At 40.8% G+C, this 17451-nt stretch carries 16 protein-coding genes; 12 read left to right on the plus strand and 4 right to left on the minus strand.

The window, feature by feature from the left end; genetic code table 11:
• Window positions 1–93: 93 nt before the first annotated feature.
• The gene (locus tag MHB37_RS15410) at window positions 94–645 is read left to right on the plus strand and encodes a GNAT family N-acetyltransferase (protein WP_405169544.1); all 552 of its coding nucleotides are present in this window, start codon (window positions 94–96) and stop codon (window positions 643–645) included.
• A gap of 190 nt (window positions 646–835) precedes the next feature.
• Here MHB37_RS15410 and sleB read toward each other — a convergent pair whose 3' ends face one another.
• The gene (sleB, locus tag MHB37_RS15415; protein WP_076125799.1) at window positions 836–1477 is read right to left on the minus strand and encodes a spore cortex-lytic enzyme; all 642 of its coding nucleotides are present in this window, start codon (window positions 1475–1477) and stop codon (window positions 836–838) included.
• 175 nt (window positions 1478–1652) lie between these two features.
• Between sleB and MHB37_RS15420 the strand changes: the two genes are divergently transcribed.
• Window positions 1653–2204 carry a DUF1541 domain-containing protein gene (locus MHB37_RS15420; RefSeq protein ID WP_405169545.1) on the plus strand — a complete coding sequence of 184 codons (552 nt, stop codon included), beginning with the start codon at window positions 1653–1655 and terminating at the stop codon, window positions 2202–2204.
• Between the two features lie 91 nt (window positions 2205–2295).
• On the opposite strand, the gene MHB37_RS15425 is transcribed toward MHB37_RS15420, so the two are convergent.
• Together MHB37_RS15425 and MHB37_RS15430 are read right to left on the minus strand one after the other, a co-directional pair.
• Entirely contained in the window at window positions 2296–3930 is a 1635-nt protein-coding gene (locus MHB37_RS15425) for an MDR family MFS transporter (protein WP_076125795.1), read from the minus strand.
• A 29-nt stretch (window positions 3931–3959) separates the two neighbouring features.
• On the minus strand, window positions 3960–4388 hold the full coding sequence (locus tag MHB37_RS15430) for a MarR family winged helix-turn-helix transcriptional regulator (protein WP_036678010.1): 429 nt from the start codon (window positions 4386–4388) through the stop codon (window positions 3960–3962).
• 205 nt (window positions 4389–4593) lie between these two features.
• Here MHB37_RS15430 and MHB37_RS15435 point away from each other — a divergent pair, with 205 nt between their 5' ends.
• From MHB37_RS15435 to MHB37_RS15470, 8 genes are all read left to right on the plus strand, one after another.
• On the plus strand, window positions 4594–5082 hold the full coding sequence (locus MHB37_RS15435; protein ID WP_340395596.1) for a hypothetical protein: 489 nt from the start codon (window positions 4594–4596) through the stop codon (window positions 5080–5082).
• A gap of 127 nt (window positions 5083–5209) precedes the next feature.
• Entirely contained in the window at window positions 5210–6271 is a 1062-nt protein-coding gene (locus tag MHB37_RS15440; protein WP_405169546.1) for an AAA family ATPase, read from the plus strand.
• Between the two features lie 2 nt (window positions 6272–6273).
• Window positions 6274–8073, plus strand: a complete 1800-nt coding sequence (locus tag MHB37_RS15445; protein WP_405169547.1) for a DUF2201 family putative metallopeptidase — start codon at window positions 6274–6276, stop codon at window positions 8071–8073.
• Between the two features lie 36 nt (window positions 8074–8109).
• Entirely contained in the window at window positions 8110–8571 is a 462-nt protein-coding gene (locus MHB37_RS15450) for an NUDIX hydrolase (RefSeq protein ID WP_076125878.1), read from the plus strand.
• 72 nt (window positions 8572–8643) lie between these two features.
• A complete protein-coding gene (locus MHB37_RS15455) occupies window positions 8644–9714 on the plus strand; it encodes a stalk domain-containing protein (RefSeq protein ID WP_076280679.1) in 1071 nt (356 codons plus the stop codon).
• Window positions 9715–9886: 172 nt separating this feature from the next.
• On the plus strand, window positions 9887–11773 hold the full coding sequence (locus MHB37_RS15460; RefSeq protein WP_405169548.1) for an acyltransferase family protein: 1887 nt from the start codon (window positions 9887–9889) through the stop codon (window positions 11771–11773).
• A gap of 90 nt (window positions 11774–11863) precedes the next feature.
• Complete coding sequence (locus MHB37_RS15465) at window positions 11864–12370, plus strand: RNA polymerase sigma factor (RefSeq protein ID WP_076125785.1); 507 nt, start codon at window positions 11864–11866, stop codon at window positions 12368–12370.
• Window position 12371: 1 nt separating this feature from the next.
• Window positions 12372–13259, plus strand: a complete 888-nt coding sequence (locus MHB37_RS15470; RefSeq protein WP_076217533.1) for an RsiV family protein — start codon at window positions 12372–12374, stop codon at window positions 13257–13259.
• A gap of 592 nt (window positions 13260–13851) precedes the next feature.
• Here the strand turns inward: MHB37_RS15470 and MHB37_RS15475 are convergent.
• Complete coding sequence (locus MHB37_RS15475; protein WP_076306429.1) at window positions 13852–14436, minus strand: AAA family ATPase; 585 nt, start codon at window positions 14434–14436, stop codon at window positions 13852–13854.
• 231 nt (window positions 14437–14667) lie between these two features.
• On the opposite strand from MHB37_RS15475, the gene MHB37_RS15480 reads away from it, so the two are divergent.
• Window positions 14668–16224 (plus strand): ABC-F family ATP-binding cassette domain-containing protein, encoded by a 1557-nt coding sequence (locus MHB37_RS15480; RefSeq protein ID WP_036677991.1) that lies wholly within the window; start codon window positions 14668–14670, stop codon window positions 16222–16224.
• 110 nt (window positions 16225–16334) lie between these two features.
• Window positions 16335–17450 carry a phosphotransferase gene (locus MHB37_RS15485; protein ID WP_405169549.1) on the plus strand — a complete coding sequence of 372 codons (1116 nt, stop codon included), beginning with the start codon at window positions 16335–16337 and terminating at the stop codon, window positions 17448–17450.
• Window position 17451: the final 1 nt, after the last annotated feature.

A 17451-nucleotide genomic window follows, 5' to 3' on the forward strand; every position in this document is an offset into this window, starting at 1 on the left:
TGATGGAGATTAAGCTTGTTCCAGTAACCATAATATTTTAGTGATCTCCATAAATATATTCAGGAATTCGACAGAAGGTAGGGAGGGAACGACATGAATATCACAATCACCTTAACTGACAGTGCCTCGAAGTTTATTATTAACAACCTTTACCCACTATACTTACACGATCTATCAGAAATATGGGGGACGATTCCTAATCGATACGGGGTATTCGAGGAGGACGAGACACAGACACTACAGGAACAGAATAAAGTCTTCGACATTTGGTGGGAGAAAGCTGGCATTTTGTATCCTTATTTAATAAAAGAAAATGATATTCCAGTAGGGTTTGCATTAGTTGCTACACCACCATACACACCGTCTGTTTGTGAATTCTATTTGAATGAATTTTTTATTCTACGGCCCTACCGTGGTAAGGGGATCGCTGAATATGCGGCTAAAGAAGTCTTTAAGCTTCATTTGGGTAACTGGGAGCTGCAAACGAATCCCACGGATACAAATAGGAGAGCACAGCATTTTTGGAGGAAAACTTTAAAAGAATACACTAGTGATAGTTATTTAGAGGAATGCGGGAAGTCATATGATGATGAATTAAAGATGATTTTTACATTCAATAACCAATCAGAATTATCGAATCCATAAAAGGGGATTTCGAAGTTATGTTTAAGAATTCATTCCTAAAAGCAAAAGCTTATAAGTACAATTCACTGCAATATTTGGTGGCTTTAGTGCTTGGAATGGATTCTAACACAACCGAATAGGTTTAATAATAAAAGCCGATCTAACTATCGTAGTTAGATCGGCTTTTGTTGATCTTAGCTATTTGATGCGTTTAACTTGCAAATATATGTTTACCAATTTTTAAGTTTTGCGGACGTGACCAAATCCATGCACTAGTTGCTGTATCGGGATTGAAATAATAGATTGAATGGTTTGTGGGGTCCCAACCTCGAACAGCATCAAGAGCAGCTAAATAAGCTGTCTGATTTGGTGTAAGCCAATACTGGCCGTCAGATACGGCTGTGAAAGCTCCTTTTTGGAATACAACTTCTTTAATATTGTCAGGAAATTGACTAGATTGTATACGATTCATGACTACTGCACCCACTGCAACTTGTCCAACATAAGGCTCACCGCGAGACTCACTGTAGATAACTTTAGCCAAAATATCCATTTCATTAATATTAAGTGTGTGTTTTTTTAAAATATTCCAAGTTTTTGTCCCCGAAATTCCATCAGCGCTTATGCCATAGGCCTTTTGAAATTTAGCAACCGCTGCTTTCGTTTGTGATCCGTATACCCCATCTAAGGGCTCAGTATAGAAATCAAGGGTTTTTAATCTATATTGTAGATCCCATACATCTCCTGAAGAACTTCCTATGGTTAATAGCGGAGCTGCATTAGCAGAACCGATCATAGTAGCCATGCTCACCAGACCCAAAAGAAGCAACAAAGTGAATATTTTAGTCTTCATTATAGTAGCCTCCTTTCAGAAAACATTATAAATATAGTTTAATCATTGAGACAACACTCATTTAATGGAAAATAAATTACTGTTTTACAAACTGTAAATCCTTAGTTCCGTTTGTGATTTTCTGAAATGGGTAAAATAATACTTATAGGCAGATAAAATTTCGGAGGTCTTTTATATGAAAAAGCAATTATTTCTACTAGTCGTCGCAGCTGCTTTCAGCTTAAGTGCTTGTAGTAATGACAATAGCTATGGCAATCAGATGTCTTCTAACGATACACAAATGGAACATAACTCACATTCAAGTTCAGGTGAAGTTCCAAAAGATCTGAAGGTAGCGGAGAATCCTACTTACAAAGTAGGAAGTGAAGCTGTGATCCAAACTGACCATATGGAAGGGATGAAGGGAGCCATTGCGACAATTGTGGGAGCTTATGAGACGACAGCATATAATGTTTCCTATAGACCTACTACAGGAGGTCAACCGGTTACAAATCATAAGTGGATTATTCATGAAGAAATAAAAGAAGCAAAGGATATATCCTATCAACCAGGCTCAGAGGTTATTATGGAAGCTGATCATATGAAGGATATGAAGGGTGCAACGGCTCAGATTAACTCAGCAGAAAAAACCACTGTCTATATGATTAATTACAAACCTACTACGGGTGGAGATGAAGTGAAAAATCATAAGTGGGTAACAGAAGATGAGCTTTCACCTGTAAAATAATAGATCAACACAAAAACTGCAACTTACTCAGTTACGCATGAGTACGTTGCAGTTTTTGTTGTTTTATAGTCAGCTTCAAAATAATTTGCGGTTAGGTTTTATCCACTGCAAGTTTTGAAGATTTCATGTTTGACAGGTCCTGTTCAGCTTCTTCAGGAACTGGCATTTGGTTAGAAGTACGAAGTGGAAGCTCCTTCAGGAAGAAGACAAGCACGAAAGCTACAACAAGCACAATGGTTCCGGTTAAGAACACGGATGACAATGTCTGTCCTAAAGCATCACGGATACCCTCAATCATTTGTAAGAAGACAGGCTGTACATCGGCTGGCAGACTAGCTTGAGTCTGTTCAAGCAATGGTTTGTTCATTAATGCCTGTGGATTAGCGAAGGAGAGCATTTGCTCAGCAAGTTTTGGATCTATCTGTGTGAAATCCGGTGCTGATGACGATTGCAGAGCTTCCTTCAAGTTTTTAGTAAGACTATTGGACATAACGGTACCCATGACTGCGATACCGATCGTACCGCCTAAATTACGGAATAATTGTGAGGAGGCCGTTACTACACCCAGTTCGGTGTGTGAAACCGCATTTTGAGTAGCTAGTGAGAATACTGGCATCCCCAATCCTAACCCAAGACCAAACACAATCATACTTAGGACAGCCATCGGTACATTATTCATAAATACCATAATTGTCATACCGGCAATCATAATGGGTATTCCAATTAATGCGTAACGTTTATACTTCCCTTTTTTCGCCATCTTTTGACCGGTAAGGGCACTGGCTACAACCATAACGATCGACATTGGCATAGTAACATACCCTGCATATGTCGCGGAGATCCCCAGAACACCTTGTACGAAGAAGGAAAGATAGATCATAGCTCCCATCATACCGAAGTTCATAATAAAACCAATAATATTAGATATGGTAACTACACTATTCTTAAATAGATGAAGCGGGAGTATTGGATTTTTAGCTTTGGATTCGACAAAAATAAAGAGAAGTGCCGAAACGACTGTTCCCGCCAACAGGCCGAGAATTTGCGAAGAACCCCAATCATATTCTGTACCTGCCCAGGTGAAGGCAAGCAGTAGAGGAACGATGGTAGTTGTCATTAACAAGGAACCTAAATAGTCGATGCTGGTTGACTCTCCGCGTTTGCCTTTAGGAAATAAGGTAAGAATCATCACGAAGGCCACTACACCAAGCGGTAGGAAGATCCAGAACAGCCAATGCCAATCCATATTGTCGATCAAAAAGCCTCCAAGCGTTGGTCCAAGCACACTGGAGAAACCGAATACGGCCATCATCAACCCCATCCATTTACCACGTTCACGCGGAGGGAATAAGTCACCTACGGCAGTAAATGCGGTGGATTGAATAATACCTGCACCTACCCCTTGTATCCCACGATAAATGATAAATTGATAAACATCGGAAGATGTTCCTGTCAGAAAAGCCCCAACCATAAATAATAGAATACCTGCTAATAGAAAGGGTTTACGTCCGAACATATCAGATAACTTACCGACAAGAACGGTCGCTATTGTTGATGTTAATAAATAAATGTTAATAGTCCAAGTATAGTAATCCATGCCATCAAGAATTGCGATTATACGCGGCATAGCAGTACTTGTAATTGTCTGATTAATCGCTGCGAACAGCATTGCAGCCATAATAGCTATCATAATACTAAGTTTTCGTTTGCTGGATAAATGTTCCATTCGATTGTTTCCCCGCCACTTTTTAAATTTTATCTCTTGTCTAAATCAGAAATTATAACTGCGAAAATTCTTCTTAAATGCTCAATATCTTCATCGGGCAGTATCTTAAAGTAAGATTCCATAAGTTCTTGATGGCGTTCCTGCACCTCTTTAATCGTTGCTTCTCCTTTCTGCGTAATGGTGATGTGTACCACTCTTCGATCATCCTTGGCGCGTTCCTTATTTACGTAATCTTCAGCGATTAATTGGTCTGTTACGCCTGTAATTGCTGCTGAGGTAATACCAAGAGCTGCAGCAATCTGTGATACGTTTTGTGGACCGTTCTTAGATAAAGTCCTGAGGGTTTTGAACTGTGTAATATTTAGGGGGTAGTCTTGTTTGTTCCAATCTTGAGAGATTCCTTTTAAAAAGGATTTGAACATAGTAGATATCTGAAGAAAATCTTCATTATTAGCCAAATCACGCCTCCTAAAGTTATGAAATAGGGCGGAATAAGTAATTCCATTAAATTTTAGATAACAACTAAATGATTAACTACTTAATTATTAAAGCGTGAAACAATATATCATCCTTTTTTATATCTCGTCAAGAAAAGGTTTGTTTTTTCGAATGAAATAGAGTGGGTTGATAATATATATAGGGAAAGGATCGGGGGAGTTTATATTGAGAGAATGGGTTAAGCATCAAGATCCAAACAATAAGTACGGTGCAAAGTTCACTTTAGGCGATAGAGATGTAGAGTTACCCCAAACGGCGATTATCTCAGTAACACGAGGAGAAAATTTCAATATATTCAGAATTATGATTAATGGAACTATTAATAATTTCGTTAAGAAGCAACTTCAGAAAAATGAAAATCTCCTATATGCTGAGCTCTCTGGACAACTTCAGGGAGGTGTCGGGCAGACTATAACGGTGTGGAAAAAAGGAAGCTCCATGAATAATTTCAGGAAAAAAGGTGCACATAAATTTGCTATGAGATTTTTTTCATGGGTTTTTTATGGCGGGAAAGTACAGGCTTACTTTTTAACATGGAAAATCTCAAACTCAATTCCTGAAGATAATGAAATTAAAGAAATAGTGAAAAAATATGGGAAACATTATGACGGTGGGAAATTATTAAAATCTGCGCAACAACCTCCCCTGAAATAAATAGTAACCCTCGACTAGGATGTGGGGTTATTCATCTGTTGTTGAAGTTCGTTCCTGAGCTAATGAATTATTTGTTATACTGTGTATAGTTATCGTTATTATCAATACATTAAAAAGGAGCATTTATTTGAATCTAGCAACGCCAGTAACACCTATTCAACTTATGCAAGTACTTCTAAACGTTTCTGTGATTCGCCCTGTTTTTATCTGGGGGGCGCCTGGTATTGGGAAATCTTCGCTAGTAGAAGCTTTTGCTGATCAGGTGGGTCTTCCTTGTGTGTCTCTATTAGGTTCTCAATTAGCACCTGAAGACATCATTGGAGTCCCGCAAATCGTTAACGGTAAGAGCCAATTCTGTCCTCCAAAAATGATTGCTCGGGATGAACCTTATTGTTTGTTCCTGGACGAGCTTAATGCCTGTTCTCAAGAAGTGCAAAAAGCTTTTTATAGTCTCATCCACGAACGCCGCATAGGCGATTATCACCTACCTGAGGGCTCTATAGTAATAGGAGCTGGTAACCGTGCACAAGATAGTGCAATTGTTAAACCTATGTCCTCCGCGCTTATCAATCGGATGTTCCATATACAGTTAAATGTATCGTTTCAAAATTGGATCTCTTGGGCATATGAGCATAACATTCATCCTATGGTTATTGAATATCTGGAATTGCGTCCCGATCATTTGTGGAGTGCACCTCCAAAGACTGAAGAGCCTTTCTCCACGCCACGCTCTTGGCATATGCTTAGTGATGCACTACATGAGTTTGGCGATGATATAAATGCGGATACCGTGGGGATTTTAGCGAATGGTTCACTGACACCTGCTCACGCCACACAATTCAGGGCTTTTTATAAAAATCTAACTGGAAAATATGAACTTAATCAAATTATAGATGGTAAATCCTCATTTCCAACGGCTCCAGAAGATCGGGATCTCCTGTATTTCCTGGCGCAATCCTTGCGTGCCCAGATTATCAAAGAACTCCCTCCGATTAAAGATAACGTACGAGATGGACATCGCCAATTTGCACACACTGTTAAAAAGCTGATTAAAGACTTGTCCGTCATTAGCTTTGAAATTGCACAGCTAGTAGTTGCTAAGCAGGAGCAAAATGATAATATTCCAGATTGGTTAATGGTTGAAATTGTACGTGATTTACCACGTCTTGCAATAAAAGAGCGGGGGTAAATATGGCTAAAAAAACAACTCCAGATAATCCCGCTTTGAAAAATTTTAATGAAGCATGTTCGTTAATCGCGGATCATCCTATTTTTGCGCCGTTATCTGTTCGAGCTTCGATTATTCATAATGAAAATAGTTCCTATCCTGAAGACGGCTGGGCAATTGTCACTAATAACGGTTATATTTACACTCATCCTAAACGGCGTGGCGAGGTTGCTGAATGGATGTACGTTTTGGCACATTGTTTTCTTCATTTAGGTCTTGGACATTTAAAGATTAAAGAGAATCAAGTGGCGTGGAACGTTGCATGTGATGTGTACATAGCAAAGTTTTTAAATGACTTGAAGCTTGGGAAAGTACCCGCAGATATGGAGTCGCGAATTGATCTTACAATTAAAGATGAACAACAGCTTTACGAGCAGTTTATGATAAAAGGAATTCCGGACACCTCCAGATATTTTGGGACTGCGGGTGTTTCAAAACTGGATATGAATGTTAGAGAAACCACCAAAAGATACTGGGGAAAAGCACCGGATTGGGAAGCCTATTTTGCTTATGGGTTATCTAATGCTGTGACGAATGCAGTAAGTGTTGCTGGAGGCCATGCTAATACTATTAGTGACCCTACACTTTCATTAACCGCTCCACAACGTGCAAAACGATGGTTTATGGACAGATATCCTTTATTAGGTGCGCTTGCCGCCGGCTTTGAGATTATAGAAGATCCAGCGATATGTCGGCGATTTGATATTTCCATAGCTGCCATTGACGTTATTGAGCGCAAAATATTTATGAACCCTGCAGCCGGACTAAACGATGAGGAGTGTATTTTCGTGATGGCGCATGAGCTTCTGCACGCGGGGCTTCAGCATCACGAGCGATGTCTTGGCCGGGATCATTATCTTTGGAATGTGGCTTGTGACTACGTAATAAATCTATGGCTAGTAGAAATGAGTGTAGGGGAGTATCCGCGAATTGGACTCTTATTAGATCCTGAGCTTAAAGGTTTATCTGCTGAAACGATTTATGATCGTATGGTCGGAGATATCCGCACTTATAAGAAACTGGCGACCTTGAGAGGGAATGGACTTGGTGACATTTTAGATAACGGTTCATCAAGTTTTTGGGATGCGAGAGAAGGACAGACGTTAGATGATTTCTGTAAAAATGCTATGCAACAAGGACTGATGTATCATGAAGAGCAAAGCCGCGGTCTTTTGCCATCAGGCCTAGTTGAAGAGATTAGAGCGCTAGGCCAGCCACCTATTAAATGGGATGTAGAGCTTGCTCGGTGGTTTGATCATTATTTTTCACCGCTTGAGAAGACCAGATCTTATTCACGAATTAGCAGACGTCAATCTTCTACACCTGATATCCCTCGACCACAGTGGGTTCATAGCGGTGCTGCAGATGATGGCCGCACTTTTGGAGTTATTTTAGATACCTCAGGCTCAATGGATAAAAAGCTTCTGGCCAAAGCATTAGGAGCCATTTCAAGTTATGCGCAGGCTCGTGATGTTCCTTTTGCACGGATTATCTTTTGTGATGCTTGTCCTTATGATGCAGGTTACATGCCCCCGGAGGCTATCGCGGATCGGGTACAAGTGAAGGGAAGAGGGGGAACGATCTTACAACCAGCTATTGATTTGATTCAACAAGCTGAGGATTTTCCGAAAAAAGGACCACTTCTAATTATTACAGATGGTTATTGTGACAAGCTGACCCTTAAAAGAGACCATGCTTATATTTTGCCCAAGGGAAATGACTTACCTTTCTCACCCAAAGGACCTGTATTCAGAATTAATTAGGGCTTAGAATAAATTTAGAGCGAGGTAACAATGGATATGAATCCCCCCAAACATATTCTTTCAGCAGCTACAGTTGTATTCAATGATCAAGAAGAAATCTTATTAATAAAAGGTCCACGTAGAGGATGGGAGATGCCAGGCGGACAGGTTGAAGAGGAGGAGTCCCTTATAGAAGCAGCAATCAGGGAAGCCAAAGAAGAATCGGGCATTGATATAGAGATTAATAAGTTCTGCGGAGTTTTTCAAAATGTTGATCGATCTATTTGTACTAACCTATTTCTAGGGAAAGCCATCGGCGGCGAACCTGCTACTAGTTCCGAGAGCTTAGAAGTTGGGTTTTTCTCGATAGAACAAGCATTGGAAATGGTCACATGGAAAAACCTCAGACTGCGGCTGGAGTATTGTCTAAATGATGAGGTGCAGCCTTTTTACGTAGAGTTACGGGGTACAGAAGTTGAGGAAATTATATTTAAATTAGAAAACCAGCAAACTTTTTAGAGGTCCTCCTGCGTCCTAGCTAATGAGTGTCATCGGAAGGCACTTATAAATAGAGATGGAGGATGACGAGATATGAACAAAAGAACAAAAAATCTATTTAAAATGAGTGCAGTTGGATGTGTAGCCATTATGGGAGTGAGTGCAGCTTCTTTACCGGTTCATGCTATGGTTTCCACACAAGTAACAGCTAATGTTTCTGCGGCTTTACCGTCGAAAGCACCAGTCCTTGCTGGCATAAAAGTGCAAGAAAAAGTACTTAACACAACAAGTAAATACCTGATTGCAGATTTAAAAGTACCACAGCTAACAGGAATGCTGGATACTCATTATCAAGATGAACTGAACGATATTATCCTCTCTCATGCTGAAAAGGATCTGGCACAGTGGGAGAAAGACGCCGCAGAAATGGGCAAAAAAGCACAAGCTGATCAAATGGAATTTCATCCTTATACTCTTTATATTACTTATGATCTGAAATCAGATGGAACAGGTTCTCCAGCAGGCGTTATCTCCTTGACTGTTACTACTGAAGGTTCTGAAGGTGGAACAAGCATGCCGCGGATCGATACTTATAATGTGAAAAATATAGCTGAGGCAGAACCTGTTGCGCTAACGGATCTACTGGGCGCTAACTACAAAGAGAAGCTCGATGCAGACATTCTGGCAGCGATTAAAAAGGATTCAGATAAATATTTCTTAGAAGAGTACACAGGAACTTCAACTGAGCAGTCGTTCTATATCGATAAAGGTAACTTAGTAATCGTATTCCCTAAATACAGCATTGCGCCAGGTTATGTAGGTTCACCAGAGTTTCGGTTCAGCTTAAATCATAGTTCAACGGATACAACTAAGCTTGATTTGAAAAAAGTAGCTACTTTCACGAATAAGAAAGGCGTGCTCATGGTATCGCTTCGTGATGTGGCCAGTCAACTAAACTATGAATTGAAATGGAATCAGTCTACCAAAACCGCTGAGTTGATGAAAGGAGCACAGTGGACAAGTGTTACGCTTAACAAAGATTCATACTTCTTCGCAAAAATGACTCCTAAAGCTTTAGGTGCCGCACCTGTTCTGCAAGATAACAAAACCTATGTACCTGTTCAATTCGTATCAGAAATTCTTCAGGTTGAAGTTCAGAAATAACCATTTAGAAGTTTGTGAAAGTAGTTTGATTTATTAAAAACATCCCGCAGGGTAATTCTTGCGCGGGTGTTTTTTTTACTTTTGATAACAGATTAGCCAGTTTAAAGAACTTTTTGAGCTGCTCCTGCGTCCTGCCTATGAACAACAAATTAAGGGTAAGGACTGAAACAGAATGAATGACAACAAGCGTTATATGCCTGGTATTGATGGACTAAGAGCTTTTTCCGTACTCGCTGTCATAGCCTATCATTTGAATTTGAAATGGGCTGGGGGTGGACTGCTGGGAGTGGGAATCTTTTTTGTGATCTCGGGTTATCTCATCACAGACCAAATCATTAACCAATGGGAGCGTCATCGAAGATTGGACCTTCTGGACTTTTGGATACGTAGAGCACGGAGGTTGCTGCCGGCGACGATAGTCATGCTGATCGTTGTCACCATATGGCTCTTAATCATAGATCCCACGAGATTAAATGGGCTGACAGGAGATTTCATGTCATCACTATTTTACGTTAATAACTGGTGGTTAATATTTCATGATGTTTCGTACTTCGAAAGTTTTGGACCTCCTTCTCCGATCGGACATTTATGGTCACTTTCTATTGAAGAACAGTTTTATATTCTATGGCCGCTGCTGCTCGTATTAGGACTAAAGATCATACCTCGTCGAGGTAAACTTATTGCCTGGATTCTGGCTTGTGCTGCTGTCTCAGCTTTAGCCATGGCTATGTTCTATGTACCGGGCACAGATCCAAGCAGGGTCTATTATGGAACAGATACTCGCATATTTGCACTTCTAATTGGAGCGGCGCTTGCTGTTGCATGGCCTAGTCAGAAACTTAAAAATACAGTCACAGAAAGATCTCGTTATATGTTTGATATCATTGGTGCTCTGGGACTGCTGGTATTAATGGTGCTAGTTTACCGGGTTAACGAGTTTGATGAATCACTATATCGGGGTGGATTTTTGATCATCTCTATCATTACTGCAGTAGTGATTGCCGTGCTTGCTCATCCTGCCAGCTCTCTTGGACGGAAAATGGGCTGTAAACCCTTGCGATGGATAGGTGTACGTTCATATAGCTTATACCTTTGGCATTATCCCGTAATAATTCTTACCAGCCCTAATGGGAATCCAGATGAGAGCGGCGTGCTTCGAATTATCCTTCAGTTAGCAGGAAGTTTTCTACTGGCAGCCTTATCATACAAATATGTCGAGGAGCCGCTCCGGCGGGGATCATTAAGAAACATTTGGAACAATTGGAGTGCAAAACAACGCCGCAGCTACCGCCCAGTCTTTCTTATGACCATGATCTTTTTGATTCTTATTCCGATTGCCTGCAATGGATATTTATCCAACGCTGAATCTGACACACTTCCAATCGAAGTTGCAGATAAGCAGAATGTACAGCAAGAGAAGCAGAATGTACAGCAAGAGGGAATAGCGCAAGATCCAATAGATCACAACTCATTGGCACCACCCGTAGAAAAAGATACGACTGATGTTGAAAAGCAAAAACCTGACACTGAAGAGCAACAAGTTGAACCAGAAGGAAACATAGCGGTAACCGGGAAAAATCAAACTGGAAAGAATATTACGGCCATTGGCGATTCTGTCATTTTGGATGCAGCACCATTTTTGGTAGAAAGTCTCCCTGGTATTGTCATCGATGGAAAGGTCGGCAGACAGATGATGCAGGCACAGGAGGTAATTGATCAGCTTAGAGCACAAGGACGGTTAGGGGAGCGGATGATCATAGAGCTGGGAACGAATGGAGCTTTTAACTCCAAGCAATTACGTAAACTACTAAACTCGTTAAGCGATGCGGAGCAGATTATTTTGGTCAATACACGTGTGCCGAGAAAGTGGGAGCAGACTGTGAATTCCACCCTTTCAAAAGTTTCCAGTGAATTCAGGAATACGACCATAGTAGACTGGTACTCAGCTAGTGAAGGAAAAGACGACTACTTCTACAAAGATGGTGTTCATTTGAAACGTGAGGGTGCCAAGTATTATGCATCAATTCTAATTAAAGCTTTGGAAAAAGAAAATAAATAATTTATTTGGAATCTCCAAACTTTTTTATACTCGCCAAACGTCTTACTCCTGTTACAACACCAGATCACAAACAGAGAAGGATAATCGACCATGTTGAATAGGAAAACCGAGAAAATATTGACGCGATGTATCAAAGAAAACAAAGAAAATGTATACCGGCTTGCTTACAGTTATGTGAAAAACAAAGAGGATGCCCTCGACATTGTGCAGGATTCTATTTATAAAGCGATGACACGAATGGATTTGCTAAAGGATCACGATGCCGTGAAAAGCTGGTTTTACAGGATTGTCGTGAATACTTCCTTAGACTTTTTGCGCAGAAACAAGAAGGTTCAGACGATGGAGCCAGAGATAATAGAAACCTATAGTCCGGCTGTTGAGGATAGCTATACAGATATGGATTTGAAAAGAACACTGGAAGAGCTGCCGGCGAAATACCGAAGTGTGATTGTGCTTAGATATTTTGAGGATATGAAGATTAATGAAGTGGCTGAAGTTCTTAACGAGAACACCAATACAATAAAGACAAGGCTGTATCAGGCCCTTCAGTTATTGCGGGTGAAGCTGAATGATGAAGCCTTAAAGGAGATAAAGTAAGATGGACGAAAGAATACAAGAATTACATAAAGAGTATACCGATATTCCCATTCCGGATGAACTTGATTTGATTGTAAACCGTTCTATAAAGCAGTCACTTAAAGCCAATAGAAAAAAACACACGACAACTAAGTGGGTGGCTAGTGTTGGTGCGGCCGCAGTTATTTTTCTAGTAGCCATAAACACTAGTACAACCGTAGCTAGTGCATTATCTTCCATTCCAGGCGTTGATCGGATAATAAAAGTACTAACTATTAAAGAATACGTTGTAGAAGAAGAGAACTACGATGCTAATATCAAAGTTCCAGCCGTTACCGATATGGAAAACAAAGAACTGGAGCTTGGATTGAACAGCAAATATTTAAGTGAGAATAAAGCACTATACGAAAAGTTCCAAGCGGAGATCGAAGCGTTGAAGGAACAAGGTGGGGGCCATTTGGGGCTGGATGTAGGTTATGAAGTGAAAACGGATAATGAGCGCATTTTCTCCATTGGCAGATATGTTGAGGAAACCGCTGGTTCATCTTCAATGGAAGTTACTTTTGATACGATAGACAAAGTGAACCAGATCCTTATTACATTGCCAATGCTATTTAAAGATGATCAATACATTGAACGCATCAGTGAAAATATTAAAGAACAGATGATTGCTCAAATGAAAGCAGACTCTGAGAAAGTTTACTGGATCCCTGAGTATGGCGATGATGTGCCAACGGATCAGTTTACCTCCATTACGAAGGATCAGAGCTTTTATATCAACACCGAAGGTAAGCTTGTAATTGTGTTTAATAAATACGATGTCGCACCGGGTTATATGGGCTCCGTTGAATTTGTGATACCAACCGCGGTGCTTGCTGATGATTTGGTCAGTCAGAAGTATATTCAATAAAAGAATTCTGGGAATAACGTGATCTGAGTCCGAAACTCTGCACAAAAGGTGAAAAAGTGGAAATAAGATCATCTGGGTCCGAAAGTTTAGCCAAAACTCTTCGTCAAAGCCTCAAACATCGTTTGCTCTCATTATTTTACGGGTGACGCAGTAGCTAACGGACTCAGCTGACCCTAAACGCAGCATTATCGCACTTTTGCAATCCTAACGGACCGCATCGTCGCTATTGGCACGAAAACCATCCCCCAAGCGCACTTTTCTAACGAATAGCTGCACTGGGGTCCGAACCTCTGTACAAAAGGTGCTAAATGTGTAAATAAGGCCATCTGGGTCCGAAAGTTTAGCCAAAACGCTTCGTCAAAGCCTCAAACATCGTTTGCTCTCATTATTTGACGCGAACGCTGTTGCTATCGGACTCAGCTGACCCTAAACGCAGCATTATCGCACTTTTGCAATTCTAACGGACCGCATCGTCGCTATTGGCACGAAAAACACGTCCCAAGCCACTTTTCTAACGAATAGCTGCACTGGGGTCCGAAACTTTGCACAAAAGGTGATAAAAGTGGAACTAAGGCCATCTGGGTCCGAAAGTTTAGCCGTAAATAAATCGTTCTACTGCCGCAGCAGTAGCAGTAATATCCGGGTTAGAATTGTCGATCAACGCAATATTTTCAGCCGGGAGCGGCCATTCTACCGTACGGTTGCCAAGAGAAGTGCGGAATTCATTCCAATGCTGGAACTTCCATTCATCTAGTGGTGATTGTCTGTCTTGAATTCGTTCCCGGTACAATTCCTCGTTGGCTAACCCTACCAAGACAACCTTGACCTCAACATCATGAAGGGAACGCCCGATCCGAGCTAACTCATGGCTGATCCAGTCAGGATTGGCCGCCTCTTTGGTAAAGGGACCAACTACAAAAGCATCGACGTCCAAGCCTATATTATCCAGCGCAGCATCCATAGTGATTCGATAACCTAAATCGCGGCATAACCTTTTGTACTCAGCTGAGTCTCTATCTGCCGGATCCAGTCCGTGTAAAGTCATTATCGCGTCAGCAGCAGGCCGTAGTAGAATATCCATATCGAAAAAAGGTATTTTGCGCCGCGAAGCAATCGCTTTAGCTAACGTTGTTTTGCCTGCTCCAGCTGGACCAAGAAAAAATACAAGTTTATTCATTTCTAATTCTCCTTAGTTCTCAAGTCAACTCCAATGTGTATCTATGCATACTATCATATAAAAGATGACGAGCAATCGCCAGCGTAATCCCATTCTCGGCAAATGACGGTCCACAAAACTAAAATTGCTCGCGGATTAGCCCATAAAATGATAATTTTTTGCTTCTCCATTGAGTTTTTAGCTAATCCTGCTTATAATATAGCGAGAAAAATAAGAAAAAGGTGTCCATAAATGAGCATATTAAATGTTGAAGGATTAAGTCATGGCTTTGGAGATCGTGCGATCTTTAAGGATGTTTCATTCCGTCTCCTAAAAGGCGAGCATATCGGATTATTCGGCGCTAACGGCGAAGGAAAATCCACTTTTATGAATATTGTTACAGGCAAACTGCAACCTGATGAAGGTAAAGTCGAATGGTCCAAGCGGGTGCGTGTTGGCTACCTCGATCAGCATGCAGTGTTAACCAAAGGAATGACGATTCAAGATGTACTCAGAAGTGCTTTCCAGTACCTGTTCGATCTTGAGCAAGAGATGAACGATATGTATGGCAGAATGGGTGACGTTTCACCTGAAGAGCTGGAAAAGCTGCTTGAAGAAGTAGGTACCATCCAAGATACACTTACAAATCAAGACTTTTACATGATCGATGCGAAAGTACAAGAAACCGCGCGTGGACTAGGGATCACTGACATTGGATTGGATCGCGATGTAGCCGATCTTAGTGGTGGTCAACGTACCAAAATCTTGCTTGCTAAGCTATTGCTTGAAAAACCAGATATTTTGCTCCTCGATGAGCCTACGAACTATCTGGATGAGCAGCATATTGAATGGCTGAGACGTTACCTTCAAGAGTACGATAATGCTTTTATTCTGATCTCACATGATATGCCATTCTTGAATAGTGTTATCAACCTGATCTACCATATGGAAAATCAAAAGCTGACCCGTTATGTGGGTGATTATGAGCAATTCCAACAAGTCTACGAAATGAGAAAACAACAGCTTGAATCTGCTTATAATCGCCAAAAGCAAGAAATAGCAGAGCTGAAGGATTTCGTAGCTCGTAACAAAGCCAGCGTGGCTACCCGTAACATGGCGATGTCCAGACAGAAGAAGCTCGACAAGATGGAGATCATCGAGATTGCCAAGGAGAAACCGAAACCACAGTTTAACTTTAAAGAAGGTAAAACTGCCGGCAAGATGATTTTCGAAGCAAAAGAATTGGTTATCGGCTACGACTCTCCATTGTCCAGACCGCTTAATTTGTTGATGGAGCGTGGACAGAAGATCGCGTTGGTTGGGGCAAACGGAATTGGTAAAACAACATTGCTGCGCAGTATTTTAGGTGAAATCTCTGCATTGTCTGGTTCAGTAGAACGTGGATATCATCAGGAGATTGGCTATTTTGAGCAAGAGATGAAGGAAGGCAATTACAAGACTTGTATTGAGGAAATCTGGGATACATTCCCGTCTCTGTCACAATTCGAAGTACGTGCTGCTCTAGCTAAATGCGGATTAACCACGAAGCATATTGAGAGTAAGATTGCTGTACTAAGTGGTGGGGAAAAAGCTAAAGTGCGTCTATGTAAGCTGATTAATAGCGAAACTAATATTCTCGTATTAGATGAGCCGACGAACCACTTGGATATCGATGCCAAAGATGAACTGAAACGCGCTCTAAAAGCATACAAAGGAAGTATTCTTATGATTTCTCACGAACCCGATTTTTATCAGGACATCGTAACCGATATCTGGAATTGCGAAGATTGGACAACGAAAGTATTCTAATAAGTAAGTCTTTGATGAACAAGCCTATGAGTGTTAACGAATCTGTTACGCTTCATAGGCTTTTTTTAGCGGAATAGAATGGGATCTTAACAGAGACAGGGAGGGTCTATGTGCTAGAGAATAAAATGGATCAGCTTAACAGCTGTGTTCAGCGGATTTTTGAAGAATCCGAAGCAAAGATAGTCAATTTTACATGTGAAGATTTAGATTATAAAACACCTAACTTTACAACAGCGGGTATCTTTCGTCTAAGCGGTTTTGCATCTATTAATCATAAGCAGCTTCCATGGTCAATCATATTAAAGATAATCAAGCCAGATAGTGCGGAGAAAGATAATCTTCAGCATCACAATTACTGGCGACGAGAAGCTCTAGTCTTTGAATCCAAGATTCTCGACGAGCTTCCTAGCTCAATCAAGGCACCTAAGTGTTATCTTGTTGAGGAACAAGCAGATGGTACCGTATGGTTATGGATGGAACGAATAGATGGGGAATATGCTTACACAAAGGAACAGTTTGATTACATCGCTGAACAGTTAGGTCGTTTCAATGGAACTTATCTGACAGGAAAGAAAATTCCTGATGAGAAGTGGATTTGCAGAAACTGGCTTAAATCATGGACTACCTCGAGTAAAATCTACGCCCCTAATCCAGCAAAATATATAAATCAATTACACAATGATAATGAACGTAGTATCTGGACATGGTTCCAAGACTTCACAGACCAGATTGACAGAAGCTTGCGTTCTTTGAATAGCTTGCCGCGAGTGCTTGCACACCAAGACCTCAGTCAAATGAATATGCTGCTAACTCAAAGTGATACGGACGGCGAACGGCTAATATTAATTGACTGGCAATTTATGAGTATATCGGGGATAGGTGAAGACCTTGGCAAAATGTTTGGCGTAAATATGAGCTTAGGAGTTTTTCCTAATCATCGCTACGAGGAATATAAAGAGTCTTTATTCCAAAACTATATCGAGGGATTAAAAGATTCAGGATGGCAGGGGGACGAGTCCCTTGCAAGATATGGTTATTGTTTAGGCACTGCTTTACGTTGTATCTGGGAAGTGCCTCAATACTTTTCATTGGCCGCACAGTTAAAAACGGATCCAACTAACCTAAAGCTTCAAGATCGAGTTTCCCAATTGGAGCAAATTATTAATATTCAACGGAATATGGCGACAGAATGTATCAAGATGAATACTTGTGCGCAATTTAGTTAAA

The sequence above is a fragment of the Paenibacillus sp. FSL H3-0286 genome, from assembly GCF_045040705.1.
Lineage (GTDB): Bacteria > Bacillota > Bacilli > Paenibacillales > Paenibacillaceae > Paenibacillus_AQ > Paenibacillus_AQ odorifer.

What these genes read in the sequence shown, in the direction of transcription:
- MHB37_RS15410 (WP_405169544.1), top strand. Translation starts at nt 94, where the DNA reads ATGAATATCACAATCACCTTAACTGACAGTGCCTCGAAGTTTATTATT.
- sleB (WP_076125799.1), bottom strand. Translation starts at nt 1,477, where the DNA reads ATGAAGACTAAAATATTCACTTTGTTGCTTCTTTTGGGTCTGGTGAGC.
- MHB37_RS15420 (WP_405169545.1), top strand. Translation starts at nt 1,653, where the DNA reads ATGAAAAAGCAATTATTTCTACTAGTCGTCGCAGCTGCTTTCAGCTTA.
- MHB37_RS15425 (WP_076125795.1), bottom strand. Translation starts at nt 3,930, where the DNA reads ATGGAACATTTATCCAGCAAACGAAAACTTAGTATTATGATAGCTATT.
- MHB37_RS15445 (WP_405169547.1), top strand. Translation starts at nt 6,274, where the DNA reads ATGGCTAAAAAAACAACTCCAGATAATCCCGCTTTGAAAAATTTTAAT.
- MHB37_RS15450 (WP_076125878.1), top strand. Translation starts at nt 8,110, where the DNA reads ATGAATCCCCCCAAACATATTCTTTCAGCAGCTACAGTTGTATTCAAT.
- MHB37_RS15455 (WP_076280679.1), top strand. Translation starts at nt 8,644, where the DNA reads ATGAACAAAAGAACAAAAAATCTATTTAAAATGAGTGCAGTTGGATGT.
- MHB37_RS15460 (WP_405169548.1), top strand. Translation starts at nt 9,887, where the DNA reads ATGAATGACAACAAGCGTTATATGCCTGGTATTGATGGACTAAGAGCT.
- MHB37_RS15465 (WP_076125785.1), top strand. Translation starts at nt 11,864, where the DNA reads ATGTTGAATAGGAAAACCGAGAAAATATTGACGCGATGTATCAAAGAA.
- MHB37_RS15470 (WP_076217533.1), top strand. Translation starts at nt 12,372, where the DNA reads ATGGACGAAAGAATACAAGAATTACATAAAGAGTATACCGATATTCCC.
- MHB37_RS15475 (WP_076306429.1), bottom strand. Translation starts at nt 14,436, where the DNA reads ATGAATAAACTTGTATTTTTTCTTGGTCCAGCTGGAGCAGGCAAAACA.
- MHB37_RS15480 (WP_036677991.1), top strand. Translation starts at nt 14,668, where the DNA reads ATGAGCATATTAAATGTTGAAGGATTAAGTCATGGCTTTGGAGATCGT.